This is a genomic window from Bradyrhizobium sp. 154, from assembly GCF_023073875.1.
Classification (GTDB): Bacteria; Pseudomonadota; Alphaproteobacteria; order Rhizobiales; family Xanthobacteraceae; genus Bradyrhizobium.
In genome coordinates this window covers 25,564-45,443 of record NZ_JADPKG010000107.1, presented here as the reverse complement: position 1 = coordinate 45,443, position 19,880 = coordinate 25,564, and the positions used below count along the sequence as shown (strand labels likewise).

At 65.1% G+C, this 19,880-nt stretch carries 19 protein-coding genes and 1 pseudogene; 4 read left to right on the top strand and 16 right to left on the bottom strand.

Annotation, left to right across the window (positions count from 1 at the left end; genetic code table 11):
• Positions 1 to 108: 108 nt before the first annotated feature.
• Positions 109 to 561: an acetamidase/formamidase family protein gene (locus IVA92_RS26500; RefSeq protein ID WP_247281389.1), complete on the top strand. Its 453-nt coding sequence runs from the start codon at positions 109 to 111 to the stop codon at positions 559 to 561.
• Positions 562 to 603: 42 nt separating this feature from the next.
• On the opposite strand, the gene hydA (IVA92_RS26495) is transcribed toward IVA92_RS26500, so the two are convergent.
• The 5 genes from hydA (IVA92_RS26495) to IVA92_RS26475 are packed head-to-tail and all read right to left on the bottom strand — an operon-like array spanning position 604 to position 5,381.
• Positions 604 to 2,013 (bottom strand): dihydropyrimidinase, encoded by a 1,410-nt coding sequence (gene hydA, locus IVA92_RS26495; RefSeq protein ID WP_247281388.1) that lies wholly within the window; start codon positions 2,011 to 2,013, stop codon positions 604 to 606.
• Between the two features lie 11 nt (positions 2,014 to 2,024).
• Complete coding sequence (locus IVA92_RS26490) at positions 2,025 to 2,756, bottom strand: aspartate/glutamate racemase family protein (RefSeq protein WP_247281387.1); 732 nt, start codon at positions 2,754 to 2,756, stop codon at positions 2,025 to 2,027.
• A gap of 9 nt (positions 2,757 to 2,765) precedes the next feature.
• Positions 2,766 to 3,542, bottom strand: coding sequence for an ABC transporter ATP-binding protein (locus IVA92_RS26485; RefSeq protein ID WP_247281386.1), 777 nt, complete (start codon positions 3,540 to 3,542; stop codon positions 2,766 to 2,768).
• Entirely contained in the window at positions 3,542 to 4,393 is an 852-nt protein-coding gene (locus tag IVA92_RS26480) for an ABC transporter permease (RefSeq protein ID WP_247281385.1), read from the bottom strand. The genes IVA92_RS26485 and IVA92_RS26480 overlap by 1 nt, the downstream gene beginning before the upstream one ends.
• A complete protein-coding gene (locus tag IVA92_RS26475; protein ID WP_247281384.1) occupies positions 4,377 to 5,381 on the bottom strand; it encodes an ABC transporter substrate-binding protein in 1,005 nt (334 codons plus the stop codon). Before IVA92_RS26475 ends, IVA92_RS26480 begins: the two co-directional genes overlap by 17 nt.
• A gap of 198 nt (positions 5,382 to 5,579) precedes the next feature.
• Between IVA92_RS26475 and IVA92_RS26470 the strand changes: the two genes are divergently transcribed.
• A complete protein-coding gene (locus IVA92_RS26470; RefSeq protein ID WP_247281383.1) occupies positions 5,580 to 6,290 on the top strand; it encodes a GntR family transcriptional regulator in 711 nt (236 codons plus the stop codon).
• Between the two features lie 2 nt (positions 6,291 to 6,292).
• On the top strand, positions 6,293 to 7,042 hold the full coding sequence (locus IVA92_RS26465) for an aspartate/glutamate racemase family protein (protein ID WP_247281382.1): 750 nt from the start codon (positions 6,293 to 6,295) through the stop codon (positions 7,040 to 7,042).
• Between the two features lie 95 nt (positions 7,043 to 7,137).
• Here the strand turns inward: IVA92_RS26465 and IVA92_RS26460 are convergent.
• The 9 genes and pseudogenes from IVA92_RS26460 to hydA (IVA92_RS26420) form a co-directional block, all read right to left on the bottom strand.
• Positions 7,138 to 7,230 (bottom strand): annotated as a pseudogene (locus tag IVA92_RS26460) (ABC transporter permease); the annotation flags it as partial.
• Positions 7,231 to 7,445: 215 nt separating this feature from the next.
• Entirely contained in the window at positions 7,446 to 9,107 is a 1,662-nt protein-coding gene (locus IVA92_RS26455; RefSeq protein ID WP_247281381.1) for an ABC transporter ATP-binding protein, read from the bottom strand.
• The gene (locus tag IVA92_RS26450; protein WP_247281380.1) at positions 9,104 to 9,964 is read right to left on the bottom strand and encodes an ABC transporter permease; all 861 of its coding nucleotides are present in this window, start codon (positions 9,962 to 9,964) and stop codon (positions 9,104 to 9,106) included. The genes IVA92_RS26455 and IVA92_RS26450 overlap by 4 nt, the downstream gene beginning before the upstream one ends.
• Positions 9,961 to 10,992 carry an ABC transporter permease gene (locus IVA92_RS26445; RefSeq protein WP_247281379.1) on the bottom strand — a complete coding sequence of 344 codons (1,032 nt, stop codon included), beginning with the start codon at positions 10,990 to 10,992 and terminating at the stop codon, positions 9,961 to 9,963. Before IVA92_RS26445 ends, IVA92_RS26450 begins: the two co-directional genes overlap by 4 nt.
• A gap of 28 nt (positions 10,993 to 11,020) precedes the next feature.
• A complete protein-coding gene (locus IVA92_RS26440) occupies positions 11,021 to 12,640 on the bottom strand; it encodes an ABC transporter substrate-binding protein (protein WP_247281378.1) in 1,620 nt (539 codons plus the stop codon).
• A gap of 115 nt (positions 12,641 to 12,755) precedes the next feature.
• Positions 12,756 to 14,192, bottom strand: coding sequence for an NAD(P)/FAD-dependent oxidoreductase (locus tag IVA92_RS26435; RefSeq protein WP_247281377.1), 1,437 nt, complete (start codon positions 14,190 to 14,192; stop codon positions 12,756 to 12,758).
• On the bottom strand, positions 14,189 to 14,950 hold the full coding sequence (locus IVA92_RS26430) for an SDR family oxidoreductase (protein WP_346015532.1): 762 nt from the start codon (positions 14,948 to 14,950) through the stop codon (positions 14,189 to 14,191). Before IVA92_RS26430 ends, IVA92_RS26435 begins: the two co-directional genes overlap by 4 nt.
• Position 14,951: 1 nt before the next feature.
• The gene (locus tag IVA92_RS26425; protein ID WP_247281375.1) at positions 14,952 to 15,944 is read right to left on the bottom strand and encodes an NAD(P)-dependent oxidoreductase; all 993 of its coding nucleotides are present in this window, start codon (positions 15,942 to 15,944) and stop codon (positions 14,952 to 14,954) included.
• Positions 15,945 to 15,956: 12 nt separating this feature from the next.
• Positions 15,957 to 17,426 carry a dihydropyrimidinase gene (gene hydA / locus IVA92_RS26420; protein ID WP_247281374.1) on the bottom strand — a complete coding sequence of 490 codons (1,470 nt, stop codon included), beginning with the start codon at positions 17,424 to 17,426 and terminating at the stop codon, positions 15,957 to 15,959.
• A gap of 168 nt (positions 17,427 to 17,594) precedes the next feature.
• On the opposite strand from hydA (IVA92_RS26420), the gene IVA92_RS26415 reads away from it, so the two are divergent.
• Positions 17,595 to 18,257, top strand: coding sequence for an aspartate/glutamate racemase family protein (locus IVA92_RS26415; protein ID WP_247281373.1), 663 nt, complete (start codon positions 17,595 to 17,597; stop codon positions 18,255 to 18,257).
• 16 nt (positions 18,258 to 18,273) lie between these two features.
• Here the strand turns inward: IVA92_RS26415 and IVA92_RS26410 are convergent, their stop codons facing one another.
• Both IVA92_RS26410 and IVA92_RS26405 read right to left on the bottom strand, forming a co-directional pair.
• The gene (locus IVA92_RS26410) at positions 18,274 to 18,918 is read right to left on the bottom strand and encodes a flavin reductase family protein (RefSeq protein ID WP_247281372.1); all 645 of its coding nucleotides are present in this window, start codon (positions 18,916 to 18,918) and stop codon (positions 18,274 to 18,276) included.
• Positions 18,919 to 18,937: 19 nt separating this feature from the next.
• Positions 18,938 to 19,864 (bottom strand): N-carbamoyl-D-amino-acid hydrolase, encoded by a 927-nt coding sequence (locus IVA92_RS26405; protein ID WP_247281371.1) that lies wholly within the window; start codon positions 19,862 to 19,864, stop codon positions 18,938 to 18,940.
• Positions 19,865 to 19,880: the final 16 nt, after the last annotated feature.

The window sequence follows — 19,880 nt, the reverse complement described above, 5'->3', positions numbered from 1 at the left end:
CATCCAGTGGGGGCTCTGGGACGGACGACCGCGCGCGTAACCCTGGGGAGAGGAGCTGCCGCTATCCACGGCAATTTCGGCGTCGCCTCGCCGCCGGGCTGAGGCCGGATGTCCTCGAAGGAGCCGCGGGCATTCGGCGGCAACATGGACAACAAGGAGCTCGGCGCTGGCAGCACGCTTTACTTTCCCGTCTTCGTGCTGGGCGCGCTGTTCTCCGCCAGCGACGGCCATGCGCTCCAGGGCGATTGCGAGGTCTGCCTGACGGCGATCAAGGCCGCGCTCACCGGCACCGTCGAATTCCACGTCCGGCGCGATCTTCGCCTCGCCTCCCCGCGCGCGGAAACCGCAGTCGACTGGATCGCGATGGGGTTCAATGAAGACCTCGAGGATGCGGCCAAGGCGGCGCTGCGCGACATGATCGCGCTGATCCGCGAGAGGAGCGGCCTCAGCGCGCAGGACGCCTATACGCTGTGTTCGATCGCCGCCGATCTCAGAGTTACGCAGATGGTCGACGGCAACAAGGGCGGCCACTGCGTCCTGGCAAAATCCCGCATGCCCTGACCGCGTCCTTCGCTCGACCAGGCGCCGCGAGAGCGCGCCTGGTCAGATCAGGCTCGACTTGCCGCGGCTCAGCACCTCACCCGAGCCTTTGTCGCCGACGATCTCGCCCTGGTCGTACACGATCCGGCCGCGGGCAATGGTGGTGACGGGCCAACCGGTGACATCAAAGCCTTCCCAGGGCGTATAGTCCGAGCCGTGGTGAAGATCGGCCTGCTGAATCTTCTTCTTGAGCTTGGGGTCCCACAGCACGATATCGGCATCGAAGCCGACGCCGATCGAGCCTTTGCGCGGATAGAGGCCGTAGATGCGGGCGTGGTTGGTTGCGGTCAGCTCGACGAATTTTTGCAAGGTGATGCGGCCCTTCGAAACACCTTCCGAGAACAGGATCGGCAGCCGGGTCTCGACGCCGGGAATGCCGTTCGGGACCCAGCGGAACGAGGTACGAGCGTTCGGCGTCAGCTTGCCCTTGGGATCGTCGTAGCGGAACGGGCAATGATCGGACGAGAAGGTCTGGAACACGCCTGATGTGATGCCCTCCCAGATCGCCTGCTGGCTTTCGACATCGCGTGGCGGCGGCGAGCAGACATATTTCGCGCCCGTAATGTCCATGTTGAGGCCCTTCATGTCATCAGCCGTCAGCGTGATGTATTGCGGGCAGGTCTCCGCATGCACCGGCAATCCGCGCTGCTGTGCCCAGCGCACCTGCTCCATCGCCTCGCGGCCGGAGACGTGCACGATCATGATGGGAACGCCGATCACCTCGGCATGGCTGATGGCGCGATGCGTCGCCTCGCGCTCGACGGCCTGAGGCCGCGAGGCGCCGTGATAGTAAGGGGCAATGTGGCCCTCGCGCTCGAGCTTATTGGTGAGGAAACGGATGGCGTCATAGCCCTCGCAATGGACCATCACTAGCGCCTGCTCGCGGCGGGCGACCTCGAAGACCTCGAGCAGCTGCTTGTCGCTGAGTACGAGGTCGTCATAGGTCATGAACACCTTGAAGGAGGTGTAGCCGTCCTTGACCAGGGCCGGCAGCTCCTGCCCGAGCACCACCGCGGTCGGATCGGAGATGATGAGATGGAACGCGGTGTCGATATAGCATTCGCCTTCGGCGAGCTTGCGGTAGTTCTCGACGCAGGTGCGCAGCGAGGTGCCCTTCTCCTGTAGCGCGAAGGGCAGCACCATGGTGTTGCCGCCGGCAGCCGCCGCGCGCGTCGCTGAGGCGAAGTCGTCGGCCATCACCACGTCCGGGCCAGAGGCTTGCGAGATGTGGACGTGGCTGTCGATGCCGCCCGGCAGTGCCAACAGGCCCGTCGCGTCGATCTCGCGCGCGGCACCCTCGATGCGATCGGCAATGCTGACGATGCGGCCGTCGCGAATGCCGATATCGGCGCGAAACTCGTCGCTGGCGGTCACGATGGTGCCGCCGCGAATGGCGAGATCGAACTGCATCACTTGCGCCTCCGTCACTTGATGACCGCTGATGTCTGGAATATGCGGCCCCACCCCGCAAGGGCCCTGATGTCGCCGCCGGCGAGGCCGAGAGTCCGCCACAACGTGACCGCGACCGAGTCGAGAACAGCGACATCCAATTCCCGTTCGAGCGAGGCCGCAAGCGCCGCACCATCGAGATTGGTGCAGAGGATGACGATCGCATCTGCCCCCTCCGCCGCCACGGCGCGAATCACGTCCGCAATGGTCGCCGGCGCGACCTCGCCAAAGGAGAAATTGTCGCGCAGGCCGAGGTGCCGCTCGGCGTGCGGGATGATCCCCTCCTCGGCCCAGACGTCGGCGATGCGCCGCTGCACATCGTCCGTATATGGCGAGACCAGGCCGACGCGCTTGGCGCCGAGCGCGCGGGCGGCATCGATGCAGGCGAGCGTCGACGTCGTCGCCGGCTTGCCTGTGCGAGCCGTAATCGCCTCGCACAGGCTCCGGTCGCGGCCGACGCCGAGCCAGCTTGCGGAAGTGCCATTCCAGGCAATCGCGTCGACCTTGGCATCGGCCAGCAGGTCCGCGGCCGGCAGCATCACCGAGGCATCGAACTGGCTCAGCGCAGCGGCGTCGAGCGCAATCTCGGTGACGCGAAAGCGCGAGAAATGTGCGGTGACATCAGCCACGCCATGCAGCATGGCGCTGGTGACGGGCTCGAGCACCGAGTTGGAGGACGGCGTGATCATGCCGAGACGCTTGCGCATGGCGATACCTTACGACGCCTGCGCAAGCCGCGTCGACTCCTCCCGGATCAAAGCCAGGATGTGGCGCTTGGCGTCGTTGAATTCGGGGCTGGTGATGTCACGCGGTCGCGGCAGATCGAAATTGACGGCCTCGCGGATCCGGCCCGGCCGCCTGGTCATCACCACGATCTTGTTGCCGAGCACCAGGGCCTCGTCGACGCTGTGGGTGACGAACACGATGGTGCAGCGGCGCTTCTGCCAGATCGCGACCAGCTCCTCCTGCATTTCGAGCTTGGTCTGGGCATCCAGCGCAGCGAACGGCTCGTCCATCAGGATCACGCTCGGGTTCATCAGCAGCGCGCGGGCGATGCCGACCCGCTGGTTCATGCCGCCCGACATTTCGGAGGGATGATGATGCTCGAAGCCGCGCAGGCCGACGAGATCGATGAACTCCATGGCGTGGTCGTGGCGCTCGGTCTTGGCGACGCCCTTCAGCTTGAGGTGGAAGGCGACGTTGTCGATCGCCGTCAGCCACGGCATCAGCGTCGGCTGCTGGAACACGACACCGCGGTCCGAGCCCGGGCGCTCCACCTGCTTGCCGTCGACCAGCGTGCGGCCGGAGGTCGCCTGCTCGAATCCGGCGATGATGTTGAGGAGGGTCGACTTGCCGCAGCCGGAAGGGCCGAGCAAGCAGACGAAGTCGTTGGCCTCGATGTCGAGATTGATGTTGTCCAGCGTCAGCAGGTCGCGACCGCGCCGCTTGTCCGAGAACACCTTGACGATGTTGCGAAGCTCGATTGCCGCCATCAGCGCGCCCTGCCCTGCACGGTGGTCGTCTGCTGCCAGCGCAGCGTGCGCGCCATGATCGCCTTGAGCCCGAGGTCGGAGAGATAGCCGAGCAGCCCGATCGAGATCATCGCAGCCAGCACGATGTCGTAGCGCAGGAAGTAGTAGGAATCCCAGAGCACGTAGCCGAGGCCGCTCTTGACCGCGACCATCTCGGCCGTGACCGTCAGCATCCAGGCCGAGCCGACCGCGATACGTAGCCCTGCGAAGATCGAGGGCAGCGCCGCCGGCAGCACGATGTCGGTCAGCATCTGCCGGCCATTGGCGCCCATCATCGCACCGGCGCGGACCAGATTGTGATCCACGGTCTTCACGCCATGGATGCTGTTCATCAGCACCGGGAAGAAGGCGCCGAGGAAGACCAGGAAGATCGCGGGCTTGTCGGCGATGCCGAACCAGATGATGGCCAGCGGGATCCAGGACACCGGCGGGATCGGGCGGAGCATCTGCAGCGTCGGCTCCAGCGTCTTCTCGAACAAGCGCGACCAGCCGATCGCGACGCCCGCGAGGATGCCGAGGAGGCTCGCCAGCGCAAAGCCGCCGAACACGCGAAGCGCGCTGGCAAGCGCGTCGCGCAGCCAGTGCCCGGAATAGGTCTGCGTGGTCTCGTCGAAGCCGAACACCCAATCGCCGAGCGCATGCAGCACCGCGCTGGGCGCCGGCAGCAGCGCGGGCGGAAGCATGCCGCTGCGGGCAAAGGCCTCCCAGCCCGCGATCAGCAGCGCAGGCACAACGAGGCGTTCGAGCCCCTGGAATGCCCGCGTCAGCCGAAACGCCGGCCTGACCGGCGAGACGTCAGTAACCGAGGTCATTCTTGGCTTTTCCGGTGGCCTGCTCCAGGAACGAATAGTCCATGTTCTTCTCCGCGTCCGCGGAAACGTCCTTCGAAATGTATTTGAGGTCACGCATCATCGCGGCAATCGCCAGCGTTTGCGAGCGATGGATCGCGGGATCGGGCGAGGCATTCTTCAGCGCCTCAGTCGCGACAGTCTTGTCGAGGCCGGTGAGCTTGTTGATGGCCTCGACCCATGGCGCCTTGTCGGCGATCAGCTTGTTGTCGAGCTCGACCACGGCGCCGACGACGCCCTGGACGCCGGCGCGCTGACTCGCGATCACATCCGAACGCGTGACGATCAGATTCGTGAGATTTCCCGCAGCCTGCTCATACGGCAGCACAAAATGCTTGCCGGCGCCGGCGAGCCGGATCTGTGAGGCGAACGGCTCGACCGAGCAGATCATGTCGACCTCGCCGCGCTGGAGCGCGGCGAGATGATCTGACGGATTGGGGATGTTGATGAACTGGATGTCCTTGTTGGGATCGACGCCCTGCTTGAGGAATGCGCCGCGCATGTGGATGTCCTGGGCATTACCGCGGGACGCCGCGATCTTGAGCGGCTGACCGTCGCCCTTCGCCTTCGCAACGGTCGTCTTGAACGTCGCCCAGTCCTCAGGGGGAAGGTTCAGTTTCACGGAGGAGACGCATTCCGAGCCGCCATTGATCTGGCCTGAGACGGCGACGACGTCGAAACCTTTGTCGAGCGCTGTGATGTAATGGAGATAGGTCACCTGCGCGACGTCGATGCTCTTCGAGACCAGGGCGGTGAGCACGTCATTGCCGGAGTTGAAGCCGGTGGCCTCGACCTCGACGCCCTTCGCCATCCCCGGGATCAGCGACATCGGCAGGCAGTGCGCGCATTTGGCGTAGCCGAGCTTGATCTTCGCGGCTTGCGCGGAGGCGAGATCGCTTCCGCCAAGCATTGCCGCCATCACCACGAGGCCCAGTCGCAAACTCGTCCGCATCACCTGCTCCGTTTCGAATGCGCGGGATCTCGCGCGTCAGAAACGATCATCCGCCGCCCTTAGCCACAACGCAATCCAGTTTCTGCATGCTGCATACAATTTGCGCGCTATGCCATTGTTTTCAGCGAGATGCGTCGATATTTTGAGCAGGCCAAAGGGCCGGAAACGGCTAAGATCAACGTGAGAAGTGAGGCACGCGTGCAGCCAAAATCGGAAGCGCCAAAGGGACGAAAGTCGCCCAAACTCAAGCGGACGGGCCTGCACGAGCGTGCCGCGGCGCGGATGCGGGCGATGATCATTCGCGGCGAGCTGCCACCGGGTTCGCAAACCCAGGAGACGAAGCTGTCGAAGGAGCTCGGCGTGTCGCGCACCCCCTTGCGCGAGGCGATGAAGGTGCTGGCGGCTGAAGGCTTGATCGAGCTTCGTCCCAATCGCAGCCCGCGCATTGCCGATATCGCGGTGGACGGCATCTCGGAATTGTTCGAGGCCCTCGCCGGCATCGAGCGGCTCGCCGCCGAGCTCGCCGCGGAGCGCGCCACCGAGCGCGACCTCGCCCGCCTGCGCACGCTTCAGACCCGCATGGAGGGTCATCACCGCAACGGCAAGCTCGACGATTATTTCACCATCAACGGCGAGATTCACAACACCATCGTCCGCATGGCCCGCAACACACCGCTGCGCGAAGCCCACGAGACGCTGATCTCCCGCGCCGAGCGCGCGCGCTATCTCGCGCTCGGCGCGAACAGGCGCTGGAGCAATTCGGTCGACGAGCACGCGGACATCCTGGCCGCGCTGGAGGCACGCGACAGCGAAGCGGCCGGCCGCCTGCTCGGCGCCCACGTCGCGCGCACCGGCACGGCGCTGCTCGAAGTCCTCGCCGCCTCTCAGGCCAAACGGACGGCGGCATAATCATGAAGCTGCTGCTGCTCAACCCGAACACCAGCACCGAGGTCACTCAGTTGATGTTGGGAGTCGGGCAGCGCGCCGCTTCCTCCGGCACCGAGCTGATCCCCTGCACCGCGACCCGCGGGGTGCCCTATATCGCCACGCGTACCGAAGCGCAGATCGGCGGCGCCATTGCGCTGGAGATGCTGGCAGAGCAGCACATGAAGGTGGATGCCGCAATCATCGCGGCATTCGGCGATCCCGGCCTGTTCGCGGCGCGCGAGACCTTCGACATCCCCGTGATCGGCATGGCGGAAGCCGCCATGCTGACCGCCTGTATGGCCGGACGCCGCTTTGCCATCGTCACCTTCGCCCAGGCCCTGGGCCCTTGGTACGAGGAATGCGTCCGCGCCCACGGGCTGTGGCAGCGGTGCGCCGGCATCCGCATGCTCGATGCGCCGTTTCAGGCGATCTGCGAGGTCGGCACCGAGAAGGAAGACGTGCTGGTCGAGCTCGCCCAGCGCGCCATCATCGAGGACGAGGCCGATGTGCTGATCTTCGCCGGCGCCCCGCTCTCGGGCCTTGCCGAGCGCGTCGCCGAGCGGATTCCGGTCCCGGTGGTCGATCAGGTCATCGCCTCCGTGAAACAAGCCGAGGCGCTGCATGCGCTGCGCCTGCGCAAGGCAACGGCGGGAACGTATCGCCGCCCCGCCGCCAAGCCGACCATCGGCCTTGCCGACGCGCTCGCCGCCCGGCTCGAGCATCGCGACCGCTAGGGGAGCTTCGGCCGGCGATACGAAAACCCCAATTCGTTCTCGAGGATACGGCCGAAGGCAAACAAGCGGGATTCGCAGCCCGGCGGCGCGATGTTCAATCCTTCCTTGCCGAGCAGCGGAATCCAGGAAATCATCCTGATGATGTTCGAGGTCCAGAACGGCACGGTGCAGAGCAGGAACAGGCCTAATGGCTCAGCTCTCTGCACTTCATGGCGGCACGCGGCTCAGGAAGGCGGCAGGACTTATGAACCGATCGCAATGAAGAGAAGATTCTCCGGACTTTCGTTTTTGCGAATTATTCTAGTCTGAGCCCGCCTTTCGAAAAAGTTCCTCGCTCCTACACCATCAAGCATCCGCTGCCTGGCTCTTGTCGGGCGATATAGCCATGAATTGGAAGTGGAAATCAGGCGGGCAGAAGCGAAGCAGGCGACCCAATGTGTGGGATAGCTTCGACCAGCTCGCGCGTGTAATCCGTCTGCGGATTGGCAAACAGAGCGAGGCTCTCGCCCTGCTCGACGATGCCACCGGCGCGCAGCACGATGGTCCGGCTGCACATCATGCGTACCACGTTGAGGTCGTGACTGACGAACAGGAAGGCGAGATTGTCCTCGCGCCGAAGCCGGTCGAGCAGCTGCAGCACTACGGCCTGCACCGAGACATCGAGCGCCGCAGTGGGCTCGTCGAGCACCAGCAAACGCGGCCGACACGCAATGGCGCGGGCGATGCCGATGCGCGCCTTCTGGCCACCCGACAATTGATGCGGGAAGCGGGACAACAACTCACGCGGCAGGCCGACGCGGTCGGCGCACTCCTCGACCCGGGACCGCAGCGCGTCGCCGGGGCGCAGGCCGGTGAGCCTCAGCAGCGGATGAGCAATGCAGTCGAACGCGGTAAAGCGCGGATTGAGGCTCTCGTGCGGATCCTGAAAGACGATCTGGATTTCCTTGCGTAGCGGCGAGCGATGAAAATCACGCGCCGGCAGCTTTGCGATCGAATAGCCGTCGAACAGGATATCGCCTGCGCTCGGATCGATCAGCCGGCAGATCATGCGGGCGGTGGTGCTCTTGCCGGAGCCGGACTCCCCGACCAGGCCGACGCTCTCGCCCGCCGCCACGGTCATCGAGAAATCCGCTACCGCAGCGGCGCCATCGTCAAAACGCTTGACGACGTGCTGGACGTCGAGCAGCGGCGGCGTGCCCGGCGCGGGCGTCGGCCGGTCCTTCACCTCGACAACCGGCAGAGCTTCGTCGGCCGGCACGAGGTCGCCGACACGCGATGTCGCGGTCGGCGACGATGCCACCAGTCGCTTGGTATAGGCGTGCTGCGGCGCCCGAAACAATGTCTGCGGCGCGCCTTCTTCCACGAGCCGCCCCTGCTCCATCACCACCACGCGCCGACAATAATGTGCCGCAAGACCAAGGTCGTGGGTGATGAGGATTGTCGTCATGCCCCGTTCGGCGACGATGCGCGCCAGGAGGTCCATCACCACCTTTTGTGTCGTCACATCGAGGCCGGTGGTCGGCTCGTCGGCAATCAGAAGTGATGGGTTGCAGGAGATCGCGATCGCGATCATCACGCGCTGGCACATACCGCCGGAGAGCTCGTGCGGATAGGCATCCAGCCGCCGGTCGGGATCGCGGATCTGCACCGCGCGCAGCAACTTCAGCGCCTCGGCCCGCGCCTCCTGCTTCGAGAGCCGCCGATGCGAAAGGACGGCGTCGGCGATCTGGGCACCGACGGTGCGGATCGGATTGAGCGCGGCGCGCGGATTCTGGAAGATCATCGCCATGTTGGCGCCGTGCAGGTTGCGCAGCTCCGCCCCCGATGCGCGCGTAATGTCCTGGCCCCTGAACTTGACACGACCGGCGGTGATGCGACCCGCTTTGTCGAGCAGGCCCGTGACCGCGAAGCCGGTGACTGATTTGCCGGACCCGCTCTCGCCGACGAGGCCCAGCATTTCACCCGGCTGGAGCGACAGCGAGACTCCCCGCAGCGCCTCGACGAGCCCGCGCCGCGTCGAGAACGTCACGCCGAGATTGTCGATTTCGAGCAGTGGCGACATCATGTGCGCATGCGCGGATCGAGGATATCGCGCAACCCGTCGCCGAGCAGGTTGAAGCAGAGCACGGCCAGCATCAGGGCCAGCCCCGGAAACGACACCAACCACCACCTGCCCGTCGAGATGAAGCGCGCGCCCTCGGCGACCATGATGCCCCATTCCGGCGTCGGCGGCTTGACGCCCAGGCCGATGAAGGAGAGGCCCGCGGCATTCAGGATCGCCCAGCCGAGATTGAGCGACATCTGCACCGCCATCGCCGGCAGCACGTTGGGTAGCAGGAAGCGCAGCACGACGGAGACATGCCCATCGCCGCAGGCGCGCGCCGCCTCCACCCAACCGAGATTGCGGCGGATGTTGACCTCCGCGCGCGCGAAGCGGATGTAGAACGGCAGATTGATGATCGCGGTCGCGATGACGATATTCTCGACCCGGTTGCCGAGCGCTGCGACCATGGCCATGGCGAGCACGAAGAGCGGAAAGGCCATCAGCACGTCGACGAACCGGCCGACCGCGCGATCGAGCTTGCCGCCGACATAGCCGCAGAGCGAGCCGATCACCGTGCCGATCACGAAGGACACGCTGACGGCCGTCACGGCGATGGCGAGATCGAGCCGCGTGGCGACGATCAATCGGCTGAAGACATCGCGGCCGAGCTGGTCGGTGCCGGCCCAGTGGAGTGCGCTCGGCGGCTGCAGCGCACGCGGCACGTCCGAAGCGACGGGATCATAAGGCACCAGCATGGGGCCGAAGATTGCGACCAGCGCCAGCAATATCGCCGCCGCGGCGGCAATCGCGGTAACGAGGTTACCGCGCAGCACCCACACGGTGTGACGCAGCCCCGACCATGTTGCTGTCAGGCTCATACGACCGTCGCCCTGGGATCGGCGATGCCGTAGAGCACATCGACCAGGAGATTGACCGCGACGAAGATGCTGGCCATCAGCAGCACGAAGCCCTGCACCGGCGCATAGTCGGAGACCAGCAGCGCATCGAGCGCGTAGGACGCAACGCCCGGCCAGGAGAACACTTTCTCGACCAGCACGTTGGCACCGAGCATGGTCGAGAACACGATGCCGGCGATGGTGATCACGGGCAGGATTGCATTCCGCAGCGCATAGGTCACCACGATCTGCCAGCGCGACAGGCCGATCGAGCGCGCGGTACGCACGAAATCGCTTCCGAGCGACACCAGCATCGAGGCACGGGTGATGCGGGCGAGCGGCGCGATCACGAACAGCGCCATCGTGAAGGCAGGCAGCATCAACTGACGCGCCGCGGCCCACCACCCCTCGACGTCACCCGCGAGCAGGAAATCCACCATCAGGAAGCCGGTGCGCGCCGGCGGCACCGAGGCGAAGACGTCGATCCGTCCGGTCGGATCGGGGGCAAGACCCAGCAGATAGTAGAACACGTAGATCAGCAGCAGTCCGGAGACGAAGGTCGGCACGCAGACGCCGAGCGAGCAGAACAGCCGTACGCCGTGATCGATCAGCGAGTTCGGCCGCAGCGCGGCCAGCACGCCGAGCGGCACCGCCGCGATCAGCGCGATCACGAGCGCGGTTAGCGTCAGCTCGAGCGAGGCCGGCAGCCGCTGCCGCAGGTCCTTGGCAACCGGCTGCCCCGTCATCATGGAACGGCCAAGATTGCCGCGGCCGACATCGTAGAGATAGATGCCGAGTTGCTCCGGCAGCGACCTGTCGAGCCCGAGCTGCCTGCGGACGACTTCGATCTCCTCGTTGCCGGCACTGGGACCGGAGGCAAAGAACACGGCGGGATCGCCTGGCAGCACCCGCATCAAGAGGAAAGTGAAGACCAGCACGCCGAACAGCGCCGGCAGCGACGAGAGAAACCGCCGCCCGGTCCGGATCAAAGTCGCACCGATGGTGCCCATGCTCTTCGCCGCGCTCCCGGCTCCGCTGCTATTTGCGGCTCAGGTTACGATAATCCACCTGGCGGGTGAATTGATAGACATAGCCGTCGAGATTGGCGGCCATGACCGCGTCCTGCGCCGGTTGCCAGAGCGGGACCTGGAACATCTGCTCGAAATGGATGGCGTTGAGCTCCTTGCCCTCCGCCTCGTACTTCGCCTTGTCCGGCTCGAAGCGCGCTGCCTGCGCGATCTCCTCCAACTCGGCATTGTCAGTGGACGAATAGTTCCAGCGCTGATTGCCGGTGTAGAAGTTGCGGTAGAAATAATCGGTCGACGGCAGCCAGGCGACGATGCCCTCGGTGAAGAAGGGCAGCTTCTTTTCGTTGATCGAGGTCGACATCTGCGCATCCGGCAGCTTCTGGATGTCGACCTTGATGCCGATCTTCTCCAGCGATTCCTTGACCAGGGCGGCCATCGGTTCGGCAGTCGCGGCCTGACCGACGTTGAAGCTGAAGGTCGTGGCGAAACCTTCGGGCACGCCAGCCTCCTTCAGATAGGCCCGCGCCTTCTCCAGATCGAGCTTGACCGGTTGCGGGATCGGATAGCCGCCGCTCGGCGGCCTCCCGTCGGCCCAGCTGGCACCGAACAGCGGCGCGCCGCGGCCGAACAGCGCCGCCTTGAACATGTCATCATAGGGTAGCGCCGCGGCGACAGCCCGGCGGACGTTGACGTTGTCGAACGGCGGGATCTTGTTGTTCATCGAGATGAAGGTCACCGCATTGTATTGCGGCGTCGAAATCACCTTCAGCTTGCCTTTGGCCTCCAGCGCCTGGACGTCGCTGGCCTGCAGATCGATCACGAGGTCCGCGTCGCCGCGCTCGACCAGATTGGCGCGCGTCGCCGGCTCCGGTACCGACTGGATGATCAGCCGCTTGAAGAACGCCGGCTTGTCCGGCGAGCCGCGATTCCAGGCCTCGTTGCGCTTGGCGATCGCCTGCTCGCCCGGCTTGAAGGTTTCGACGATATAGGCGCCGCTGCCCGCCTCGTTCTCCTTCAGCCAGCTCAGCGCCCAAGGATCCTCAGGCGTCGCATGCGATTTGGCAAGCTTGGAATTGATGATGATGGGATAGACGGTCGCAAGGTTCGGCAGCGCCAGCTTGTCGGGCCGCGGCAATGTCACTTCAAGGGTCAGTGGATCGATCACCTTGAACTGGTCGGCGCTGGTCAACGATCCTGTCAGCAATTGCGCCTTGCCGAGTACCGGCGCGGTGACGCAGCGGTCGAGCGACCACTTCACGTCTTCTGCAGTAACCGGCGAGCCATCGTGGAACTTGGCGTCGGGACGAAGCTTGAAGGTGAGCTTCAGGCCATCGGGGCTGACGCTGAAGGACTCCGCGAGCTCGCCATTGATGGTATCGAGATCGAACACCCATTTGCCGTTGAGCTGTTTGCGGCCGAACGACACCAGCCGGTCATAGCTGCTCATGCTGAGCGCGAAGGCTTCGCGGGTCGAGCCGGGAATGTTGGGATCGAGCGTGTTGACCGTTGCCGCCGTCACGTAGCGCAAGGTCTCAGCGCGGCTCTGCGCACGGGCCGCGGGCGCAATCAATGTCGCCGAAAGAAGAACGGCGGACGCCGAAATCAGATGCCTGGAAATCACGGGGTACATCGCCTCTGTCCTTTGTTAGGCCGCGCACGCCCGAAATGGCAGCAAATCATGTGCCAGAAACCGGCAGTTCGGCATGCTTCTTCGTCGCAGTGGAATGCATACACGCTCGCCGGCATCACGCGCTCCCCTCCGCCGCCGCGGGGGTGCGCCGGATCATAGCTTGAGGGACATCATAGGCCTGGAATGCCGCCCAGTGCTTGTCGATATCGGCGCGGAACAGGTCGCGCGTGAGGCCGTGGACCAGCTTCGGCACCGCCGTCGTCATCGCATTGATCGAAGAGCCGGACGGACCAAAGCTCATGGTCGAGGCGATGGCGAACAGGTGAATGCCGGAGATCCACGGTGTTCGTCCAACCGCGCGCTCGCAGAAGGCATAGTCGTCCGACAAATAAGGAAAGGCGCCAAGGCGCGGGCTCTGTTCCTGCGCCGGCGGCGTGTAGCAGTCGGCCCAGCGCGCGATGTTATCGGCGCATCGCTTCAGCTCGGGGCGACCGGCAAAGTCCATCATGACGCCGGTGGCGCAGATGATGAAATCGACCGCGATCTCGCCACGTGGCGTGCGCAGCAGCACGCTGTCAACAGTCTCCCGCGCTCCCTCGACAGGTGCGCCCTCGTGCAGATGGAACGTCGCGTGCCGGGCGCAGCGATCATAGGTGGCTTGCGGAAATCCCTCGCGCAGCTCGAGCACCGCGCGCATGAAGCGCCAGCGCCAGGAATCGTCGAGCTCGGAGAAATGCCTGAGGAAGCCGCGGAAGGTCAGCCATCGATAGGGCTGCACCAGCTGGATCGCAGCGCGCCGGCACAGCAAATGCACGGCGCCCGCACCTGCCTCCAGTGCCATCGCTGCGTTATCGAAGGCCGAGGCGCCCGCGCCAATCACCGCGACGCGCTTGTCGCGTAGCGCGGTAAAATCTGTCGGCGCCGCGCAAGTAACGCATCGCGACGCCGGCAGATGGCGCAATGGTTCGGGAATGCTCCAATCGCCCATACCTTCCTGTCCCGTCGCGAGCACGATCTTGCGGGCGTAAAGCACCTCCTCGCTATGAGCAGTCCTCACTGTTACCCTCAGTAGGCCGTTAGCATCGGGTGCGATATCGGTCACCTCGCAGCCATTGTGCACCGGTAAACCGAGCACCTTCCGATACCACGACAGATAGGCCGCCCAATATTCGCGCGGGATCAGACCAAGATCGCGCCAGCTCTCCATTCCGAATTTGGCCTCGTGCCAGGCCTGATAGGTCAGGCTCGGCAGGTCGAGATCAGGGCCGGTGTAGTCCTTCGGACTGCGCAGGGTCGGCATCCGCGCATAGGTCAGCCATGGGCCTTCGCAACCCTCATCCGCCTTGTCGAGCACGAGGATGTTGGTGACCTGCGAGCGCTGCAGGCCGAAAGCCGTCGCAAGTCCGGATTGACCAGCCCCAACAATGAGCACGTCCAGAGCGCGGCTGCCATCGGGAGCCGTCATCGGCGTCAGCCAGGGCATGCCCGGATGCGCCGTCTTGGCAAGATCGGCGCGGACCTGAACTGCAAGTGCTGCAAGGCCATCACTCATGCCGCAAGCCACCCGCCATCGACTGGAAGCACCGTGCCGGTGACGAAGGAGGAATCGTCACTGGCGAGATAGAGCGCCGCCGCCGCCACCTCCTCGGCGCGGCCGAATCGCTTCATGGCATGACGCTGCCGCGAGGCCTCGCGCACCGACTCGGGATCGACATGGCGCGCAAAACTGCGGCGCAGCAGCGGCGTGTCGATCGCACCGGGCGCCAACGCGTTGACACGGATGCCATCGGTCGCGAAATCGATGGCCATGGTGCGGGTCAGGCTGACGATGGCGCCCTTGGCCGCAATATAGGCGCTGTTGCCCTTGCCGCCAGCGATTGCCAGCTGCGACGCCAGCGTGATGATGGCGCCCTTGCCTTGCCGCTGCATGATCGGCACCACCGCGCGCGCCCACAACCAGGTGCCGCCGACATTGGCACGGAATACCGCGTCCCAATCCGCCGGTGCGGTCGTGATCACGGTACCACCGCAGGAGAAGCCGGCAGACGTCATCAGCACGTCCAGCCTGCCGCCGCCTGTTGCGACACTTTCGACGGTGGCCCTTGCAAAATCGGCGTCGCCGACATCGCCAACATGGACGCTGCCGCTGCCACCCTGTTCGCGAAGCATCGCCAGTGTTTCGGCTGCGCTGTCAGCATCGCGATCGACCAGCGCGACGAAGGCGCCTTCGCGGGCGAACAGAACGGCGCTGGCCCGGCCGATCCCGGAGCCGCCGCCTGTGATGATCGCCATCCTGCCCGCCAGCTTCATCTCAGGCGCCGCCTCGATCATGATCATGCAACCAGCGCCGCATATGCTCCGCTGACTCCTCACAGCCAAATTTGGCGCGCCATCCGAATTCGTCGGCCATGCGCTGTACCGACAGCGGCGCCCGGGTCGGGCCGTGCACCGTCACGGTTGGTGTCTCGCCGGAGACAGCCACGCGGCAAACGAAACCGCTGTCCGGGTCGGCAAGAGCTTTATCAGCAAAAGCCTTGCCCCAGGCCTCGGCGGTGAACGTCACACCGCTCGAGATATTGTAAAGCATGTGGCGGGGCCGGGCGGCATCGAGCAGCACGGCGACAGCGGCGGCGACGTCGGCGGCATAGACCCAGTCCCGTGCACCGGGTTCGCTGAGCAACGCCGGCGCGCCCCGCCGCACGCAATCCACAATCAGCGCCTGCGGCGACGGCGTGTCGCGGACACCGCCTGCACGCTCGTACGGGCCAAAAACGCCCGAGAGCCGGACGCTGATCACATCGGCCTGCCAGAGGTCGGAGAGCCGCGCCACCACACGCTCAGAGCCGAATTTCGTGATCGCATACAGCGATTGCGGATCGCAGGGCGTCGTCTCTTCGAGCAGGGGATAATGCCGGCCGCTCGCGCCATAGCTTGCAGCGGACGACAGGTTGATCACACGCTGCACCTTTGCCTTGCGCGCAGCGGTCAGGATCGACACCTGCGCCAGCAGATTGACCGCCAGGATGCGCTCCGGCTCGGCGGCATCGCGCGCCGCGCCTGCCGTGATCGCGGCGCCAAGCACCACGGCATTGCATCCCGGTCCGACTGCGGCCTCAACCGCGCTGCGTTCGGTCACGTCCCCTCGCAGCACCCGCAAGCGTTCACCGTAGGGCGCAAAGGCGCAGCGCGCCTCCACCGGCAACTCGGCCTGATCGAACAGTGTGACCGCATGGCCGCGGGCAAGCAGCAGCTCCGCGATATTGAGCCCGACAAAGCCTGCGCCACCGAAGATCACGACGCTCATCTCGCGGTCCGCTCACAATAGCTTGGCGCCAAAATTCTGCTCCGGGTTCATGTCCGAGACCAATCGACCAGTCGGTTTCGCGGCCTCGCCGCCGCTGCGGGCCAGGAAGCGGCCGGAGCCCGGCGAGGCGTTCAGCCTTCCGCTTTCGACAATGACGCGGCCGCGGGAGAGCACCGTCACCGGCCAGCCCTGCAGCGAACGGTCGGCGAACGGGGTGTAGCCGGCCAGATCGTGCATCATCGTGTCGGTGACGGTCACGCGGCGATCGGGATCCCAGATCGCGATATCGGCGTCAGCGCCGACGGCGATCGAGCCCTTGCGCGGATGCAGATTGTAGATCTTGGCCGGCGCGGTCGCAGTCAGCTCGACGAATTTCTCGAGGCCAAGCCGTCCCTTGGAGACCATCGCATCGAACAGCAGCGGCAGCCGCATCTCGAGGCCCGGCAGGCCGTTGGCCACCTGCTTGAAGTTCGGGTTCGGCCCGGCGCGAAGCTTGCCGGTCTCGTCGAACCGATACGGCGCATGATCGGAGGAGATGGTCTGCAGATCGCCGAGCGATAACGCCTTCCACAGCGCCTCCTGGTCGTCCTTGCGGCGCGGTGGCGGGCTGCACATCCATTTGGCGCCTTCCGCGCCCGGCTTGTCGAGATCGTCGGCGGTGAGGAACAGATATTGCGGGCAGGTCTCGGCAAACACTTTCAACCCCTGTCCGCGGGCATCGCGGATCGTCTGCGCGCCCTCGGCGGTCGAGACGTGGAAGATCATGATCGGCTGGTCGACCAGGGCCGCCATGCCGATCAGGCGGTTGAACGCCTCTGCTTCCGAAAAGCGCGCATGGCTGATCGCGTGATATTTCGGATGAGTGTAGCCGCGCGCGAGCAGCCGCTTCACCATCCAGGAGATGATGCCGTGATTTTCCGCGTGCGCACACAGCATCGCGCCGCCCTCGCGCGCTGCAACGAGAATGTCGAGCAGCGGCTCGTCGTCGATCTTCAGCCGGTCATAGGTCATGAAAATCTTGATCGAGCCGTGACCCTGACGAATCAGCGTCGGCAGATCGCGCTCCAGCGTCTCTTTCGTCGGGTCGGCGATAATCATATGGAAGGCGTAGTCGATTACCGCGCCCTTGCGCGCCAGCGCATGATAATCCTCCAGCACCTGCGGCAGCTGCATGCCGACATGCTGCGCGGCAAAGGAAATGACCGAGGTGGTGCCGCCGAAGGCCGCCGACGTCGTGGCACTCTCGAAGGTGTCGGCATTCATGATGCCGGCGGCAGACAATTGCTCGATGTGACAATGGCTGTCGACACCGCCCGGCAGCACCAGCCTGCCGCGCGCGTCGATCTCGCGCTTGGCCGGGCCGAGCCCGCGCCCGATCGCAGCAATGGCTTCACCTGTGATTGCCACGTCGGCCTCGAACACGTCGGTGGTCGTGGCGACGCGCCCGCCGCGGATGATCAGGTCATAGGCGGGTTCGGTCATAACGGTGTCTCCTTGCGTAACTCTCGAAGTCCATTGGCGTTGCGCAGCTTTGCGGCGCGCCCTTGCGCCCTGCGCATGACCGCTTCATGCTGTCCATGGCATAGTGATTGCCTTTGTTTCGCATCGTCAAGCTTCGCACCGTCAACACTGCCCAAGCAGGAACCTCCCATGCCCCGACCGCGCATCATGGTCATCAACCCGAATTCCAACCGCGTGGTCACGGCCGGCCTTGCCGAAGCGCTGAAGCCGCTGGCCTTTGCCGACGGTCCGGAGATCGTGTGCGAGACCTTGGTCGAAGGACCCTACGGCATCGAGAGCCAGGCCGACGCCGAAAGCGTGGTGATGCCGCTGCGGCGGACCCTCGCCGGCGACAAGGAGTCGGCGGCCTTCGTGATCGCCTGCTACAGCGACCCCGGCCTGCATGTCTGCCGCGAGGCCACCACGCGGCCGGTGCTGGGCATTGCCGAATGCGGCGTGCTGACCGCGCTGACCCGCGCCGAGACCTTTGGCGTGATCGCGATCGCGCAGCGCTCGATCCGCCGGCATATGCGTTATCTGCGTCAGATGGGCCTGTTGGAGCGGCTGGCCGGCGAGCGCCCGCTCGACATGAGCGTGGCGGAAACCGCATCGGGCGAAGGCACGCTCGCCAAGATGATCGCGGTCGGCCGCGCCCTGAAAGAGGAGGACGGCGCCGGCGCCATCGTGATGGGCTGTGCCGGCATGGCGCGCCACCGGAAGCCGCTTGAGGAGGCGCTCGGCATTCCCGTGATCGATCCGACCCAGGCCGCCGTCACCATGGCGCTCGGCGCCGTGCAATTCGGCGCGCACTGAGGCACTGATTGACGGGCTAGCGTGCCTCACGCGCCCGCCTCGCCTGCCAATCGTCATAGCTCTCGCGGTCCATCGCGAACATGTCGCGCTGGGTCGAATAGAGATTGCCGAACAGGCGGCCGATCGGCTGATAGGTTGCCATGTCGACATACATCCGCGCCGGATCGAGCAGCCCTTCGCGCGCATGCAGATGCAAGACCTCGCCAACCAGCAGCTCGCGCCCCGGGCCAAACGCGAGCGAGACCTGCCGCCGGCATTCCAGCGCGAAGGGCGCCGCAGCCAGCCGCGGGACCTTGACCTCGGCACTCGCCTCCGTCGCCAGGCCCACGGCGGCGACCTCGCTCTCGCCGGAGGGAAAATCCACCGCGCAGTCGTTCATCGCTTTCGCCAGCGTCTCGTCCACCATATGCACGACGAATTCGCCGGTACGGTGGATGTTGCGGGTGGTGTCCTTGAACCGGCCATCGGGATGATGCTGCAGGCCGAGCACGATCAGCGGCGGGTTCTCGGAGAACACGTTGAAGAAGCTGAACGGCGCCGCATTCAGCGCGCCGTTGTCGTCTACCGTGGTGACAAAAGCGATCGGACGCGGCACCACCACACCGCACAAGAGCTTGTAGCGGTCGCGGGGCGCAAGGTCGCGAAACGACAGGCCGATCATCGGGCGCGTCCTCCGCAGTTCATGGCGGCGGCACCGCGCCGGTGCGGCCAGTGATCAGGCCGTAATGCTCGGTGCGGCGGTGCGCGGCGAAATTGAAGATCGTTTGCTTGCCGAATGCGGTGGCATCGAGATCGCAGGGATGAATCAGAAGCTCGTCGTCCTCCGTCCCGGCCTCGGCGACAATCTCGCCGTCGGGATTAACGATGATGCTGCCGCCGATCAGGGGATGGCCGTCCTCATTGCCGGCCTTGGCGACCGCGATCACCCAGCAGGAGTTCTGATAGGCGCCGGCCTGCACCGACAGGCGGTTATGGAACAACCGCTTCTCTGGCCCTTCGTCGCCCTTCTGCGCGTTGACCGACGGCGTGTTGTACCCGATCAGCACCATCTCGACGCCCTGCAAGCCCATCACGCGATAGGTTTCCGGCCAACGGCGGTCGTTACAGACCGCCATGCCCATGATGCCGCCGAGATTGCGCCAGACCGGGAAGCCGAGATCGCCCGGCTCGAAATAGCGCTTCTCAAGATGCTGATGCGTGCGCTCCGGATCGAACTCGGCATGCCCGGGCAAATGGATCTTGCGGTATTTTCCGACGATGTTGCCGCTGCGGTCGGTCAGGATGGCAGTGTTGAAGTGATGTCCGTCAGGCGTCAGCTCGGCATAGCCAAAGCTCATCGCCATCTCGTGGCGAGCCGCGCGCTCGAACAGCGGCCGCACAGCGTCATTGGGCATCTCTTGCTCGAACCAACCATTGGCATCGGCGCGGTTTTCCAGGTACCAGCGCGGGAAGAACGTGGTCAGCGCGAGTTCGGGATAGACGATCAGATCAGCACCCTTTGACTTGGCCTCATCCATCAGCGCGATCATTCGCTTGACGACGACATCGCGCCCGTCAGCGCGCTGGATCGGACCCATCTGAGCTGCGGCGACGTTGATCATGCGCATGGTTGTTGTTCTCCTT

What these genes read in the sequence shown, in the direction of transcription:
- IVA92_RS26500 (WP_247281389.1), top strand. Translation starts at nt 109, where the DNA reads ATGTCCTCGAAGGAGCCGCGGGCATTCGGCGGCAACATGGACAACAAG.
- IVA92_RS26490 (WP_247281387.1), bottom strand. Translation starts at nt 2,756, where the DNA reads ATGCGCAAGCGTCTCGGCATGATCACGCCGTCCTCCAACTCGGTGCTC.
- IVA92_RS26485 (WP_247281386.1), bottom strand. Translation starts at nt 3,542, where the DNA reads ATGGCGGCAATCGAGCTTCGCAACATCGTCAAGGTGTTCTCGGACAAG.
- IVA92_RS26480 (WP_247281385.1), bottom strand. Translation starts at nt 4,393, where the DNA reads ATGACCTCGGTTACTGACGTCTCGCCGGTCAGGCCGGCGTTTCGGCTG.
- IVA92_RS26475 (WP_247281384.1), bottom strand. Translation starts at nt 5,381, where the DNA reads ATGCGGACGAGTTTGCGACTGGGCCTCGTGGTGATGGCGGCAATGCTT.
- IVA92_RS26465 (WP_247281382.1), top strand. Translation starts at nt 6,293, where the DNA reads ATGAAGCTGCTGCTGCTCAACCCGAACACCAGCACCGAGGTCACTCAG.
- IVA92_RS26455 (WP_247281381.1), bottom strand. Translation starts at nt 9,107, where the DNA reads ATGATGTCGCCACTGCTCGAAATCGACAATCTCGGCGTGACGTTCTCG.
- IVA92_RS26450 (WP_247281380.1), bottom strand. Translation starts at nt 9,964, where the DNA reads ATGAGCCTGACAGCAACATGGTCGGGGCTGCGTCACACCGTGTGGGTG.
- IVA92_RS26445 (WP_247281379.1), bottom strand. Translation starts at nt 10,992, where the DNA reads ATGGGCACCATCGGTGCGACTTTGATCCGGACCGGGCGGCGGTTTCTC.
- IVA92_RS26440 (WP_247281378.1), bottom strand. Translation starts at nt 12,640, where the DNA reads ATGTACCCCGTGATTTCCAGGCATCTGATTTCGGCGTCCGCCGTTCTT.
- IVA92_RS26435 (WP_247281377.1), bottom strand. Translation starts at nt 14,192, where the DNA reads ATGAGTGATGGCCTTGCAGCACTTGCAGTTCAGGTCCGCGCCGATCTT.
- IVA92_RS26430 (WP_346015532.1), bottom strand. Translation starts at nt 14,950, where the DNA reads ATGAAGCTGGCGGGCAGGATGGCGATCATCACAGGCGGCGGCTCCGGG.
- IVA92_RS26425 (WP_247281375.1), bottom strand. Translation starts at nt 15,944, where the DNA reads ATGAGCGTCGTGATCTTCGGTGGCGCAGGCTTTGTCGGGCTCAATATC.
- hydA (WP_247281374.1), bottom strand. Translation starts at nt 17,426, where the DNA reads ATGACCGAACCCGCCTATGACCTGATCATCCGCGGCGGGCGCGTCGCC.
- IVA92_RS26415 (WP_247281373.1), top strand. Translation starts at nt 17,595, where the DNA reads ATGCCCCGACCGCGCATCATGGTCATCAACCCGAATTCCAACCGCGTG.
- IVA92_RS26410 (WP_247281372.1), bottom strand. Translation starts at nt 18,918, where the DNA reads ATGATCGGCCTGTCGTTTCGCGACCTTGCGCCCCGCGACCGCTACAAG.
- IVA92_RS26405 (WP_247281371.1), bottom strand. Translation starts at nt 19,864, where the DNA reads ATGCGCATGATCAACGTCGCCGCAGCTCAGATGGGTCCGATCCAGCGC.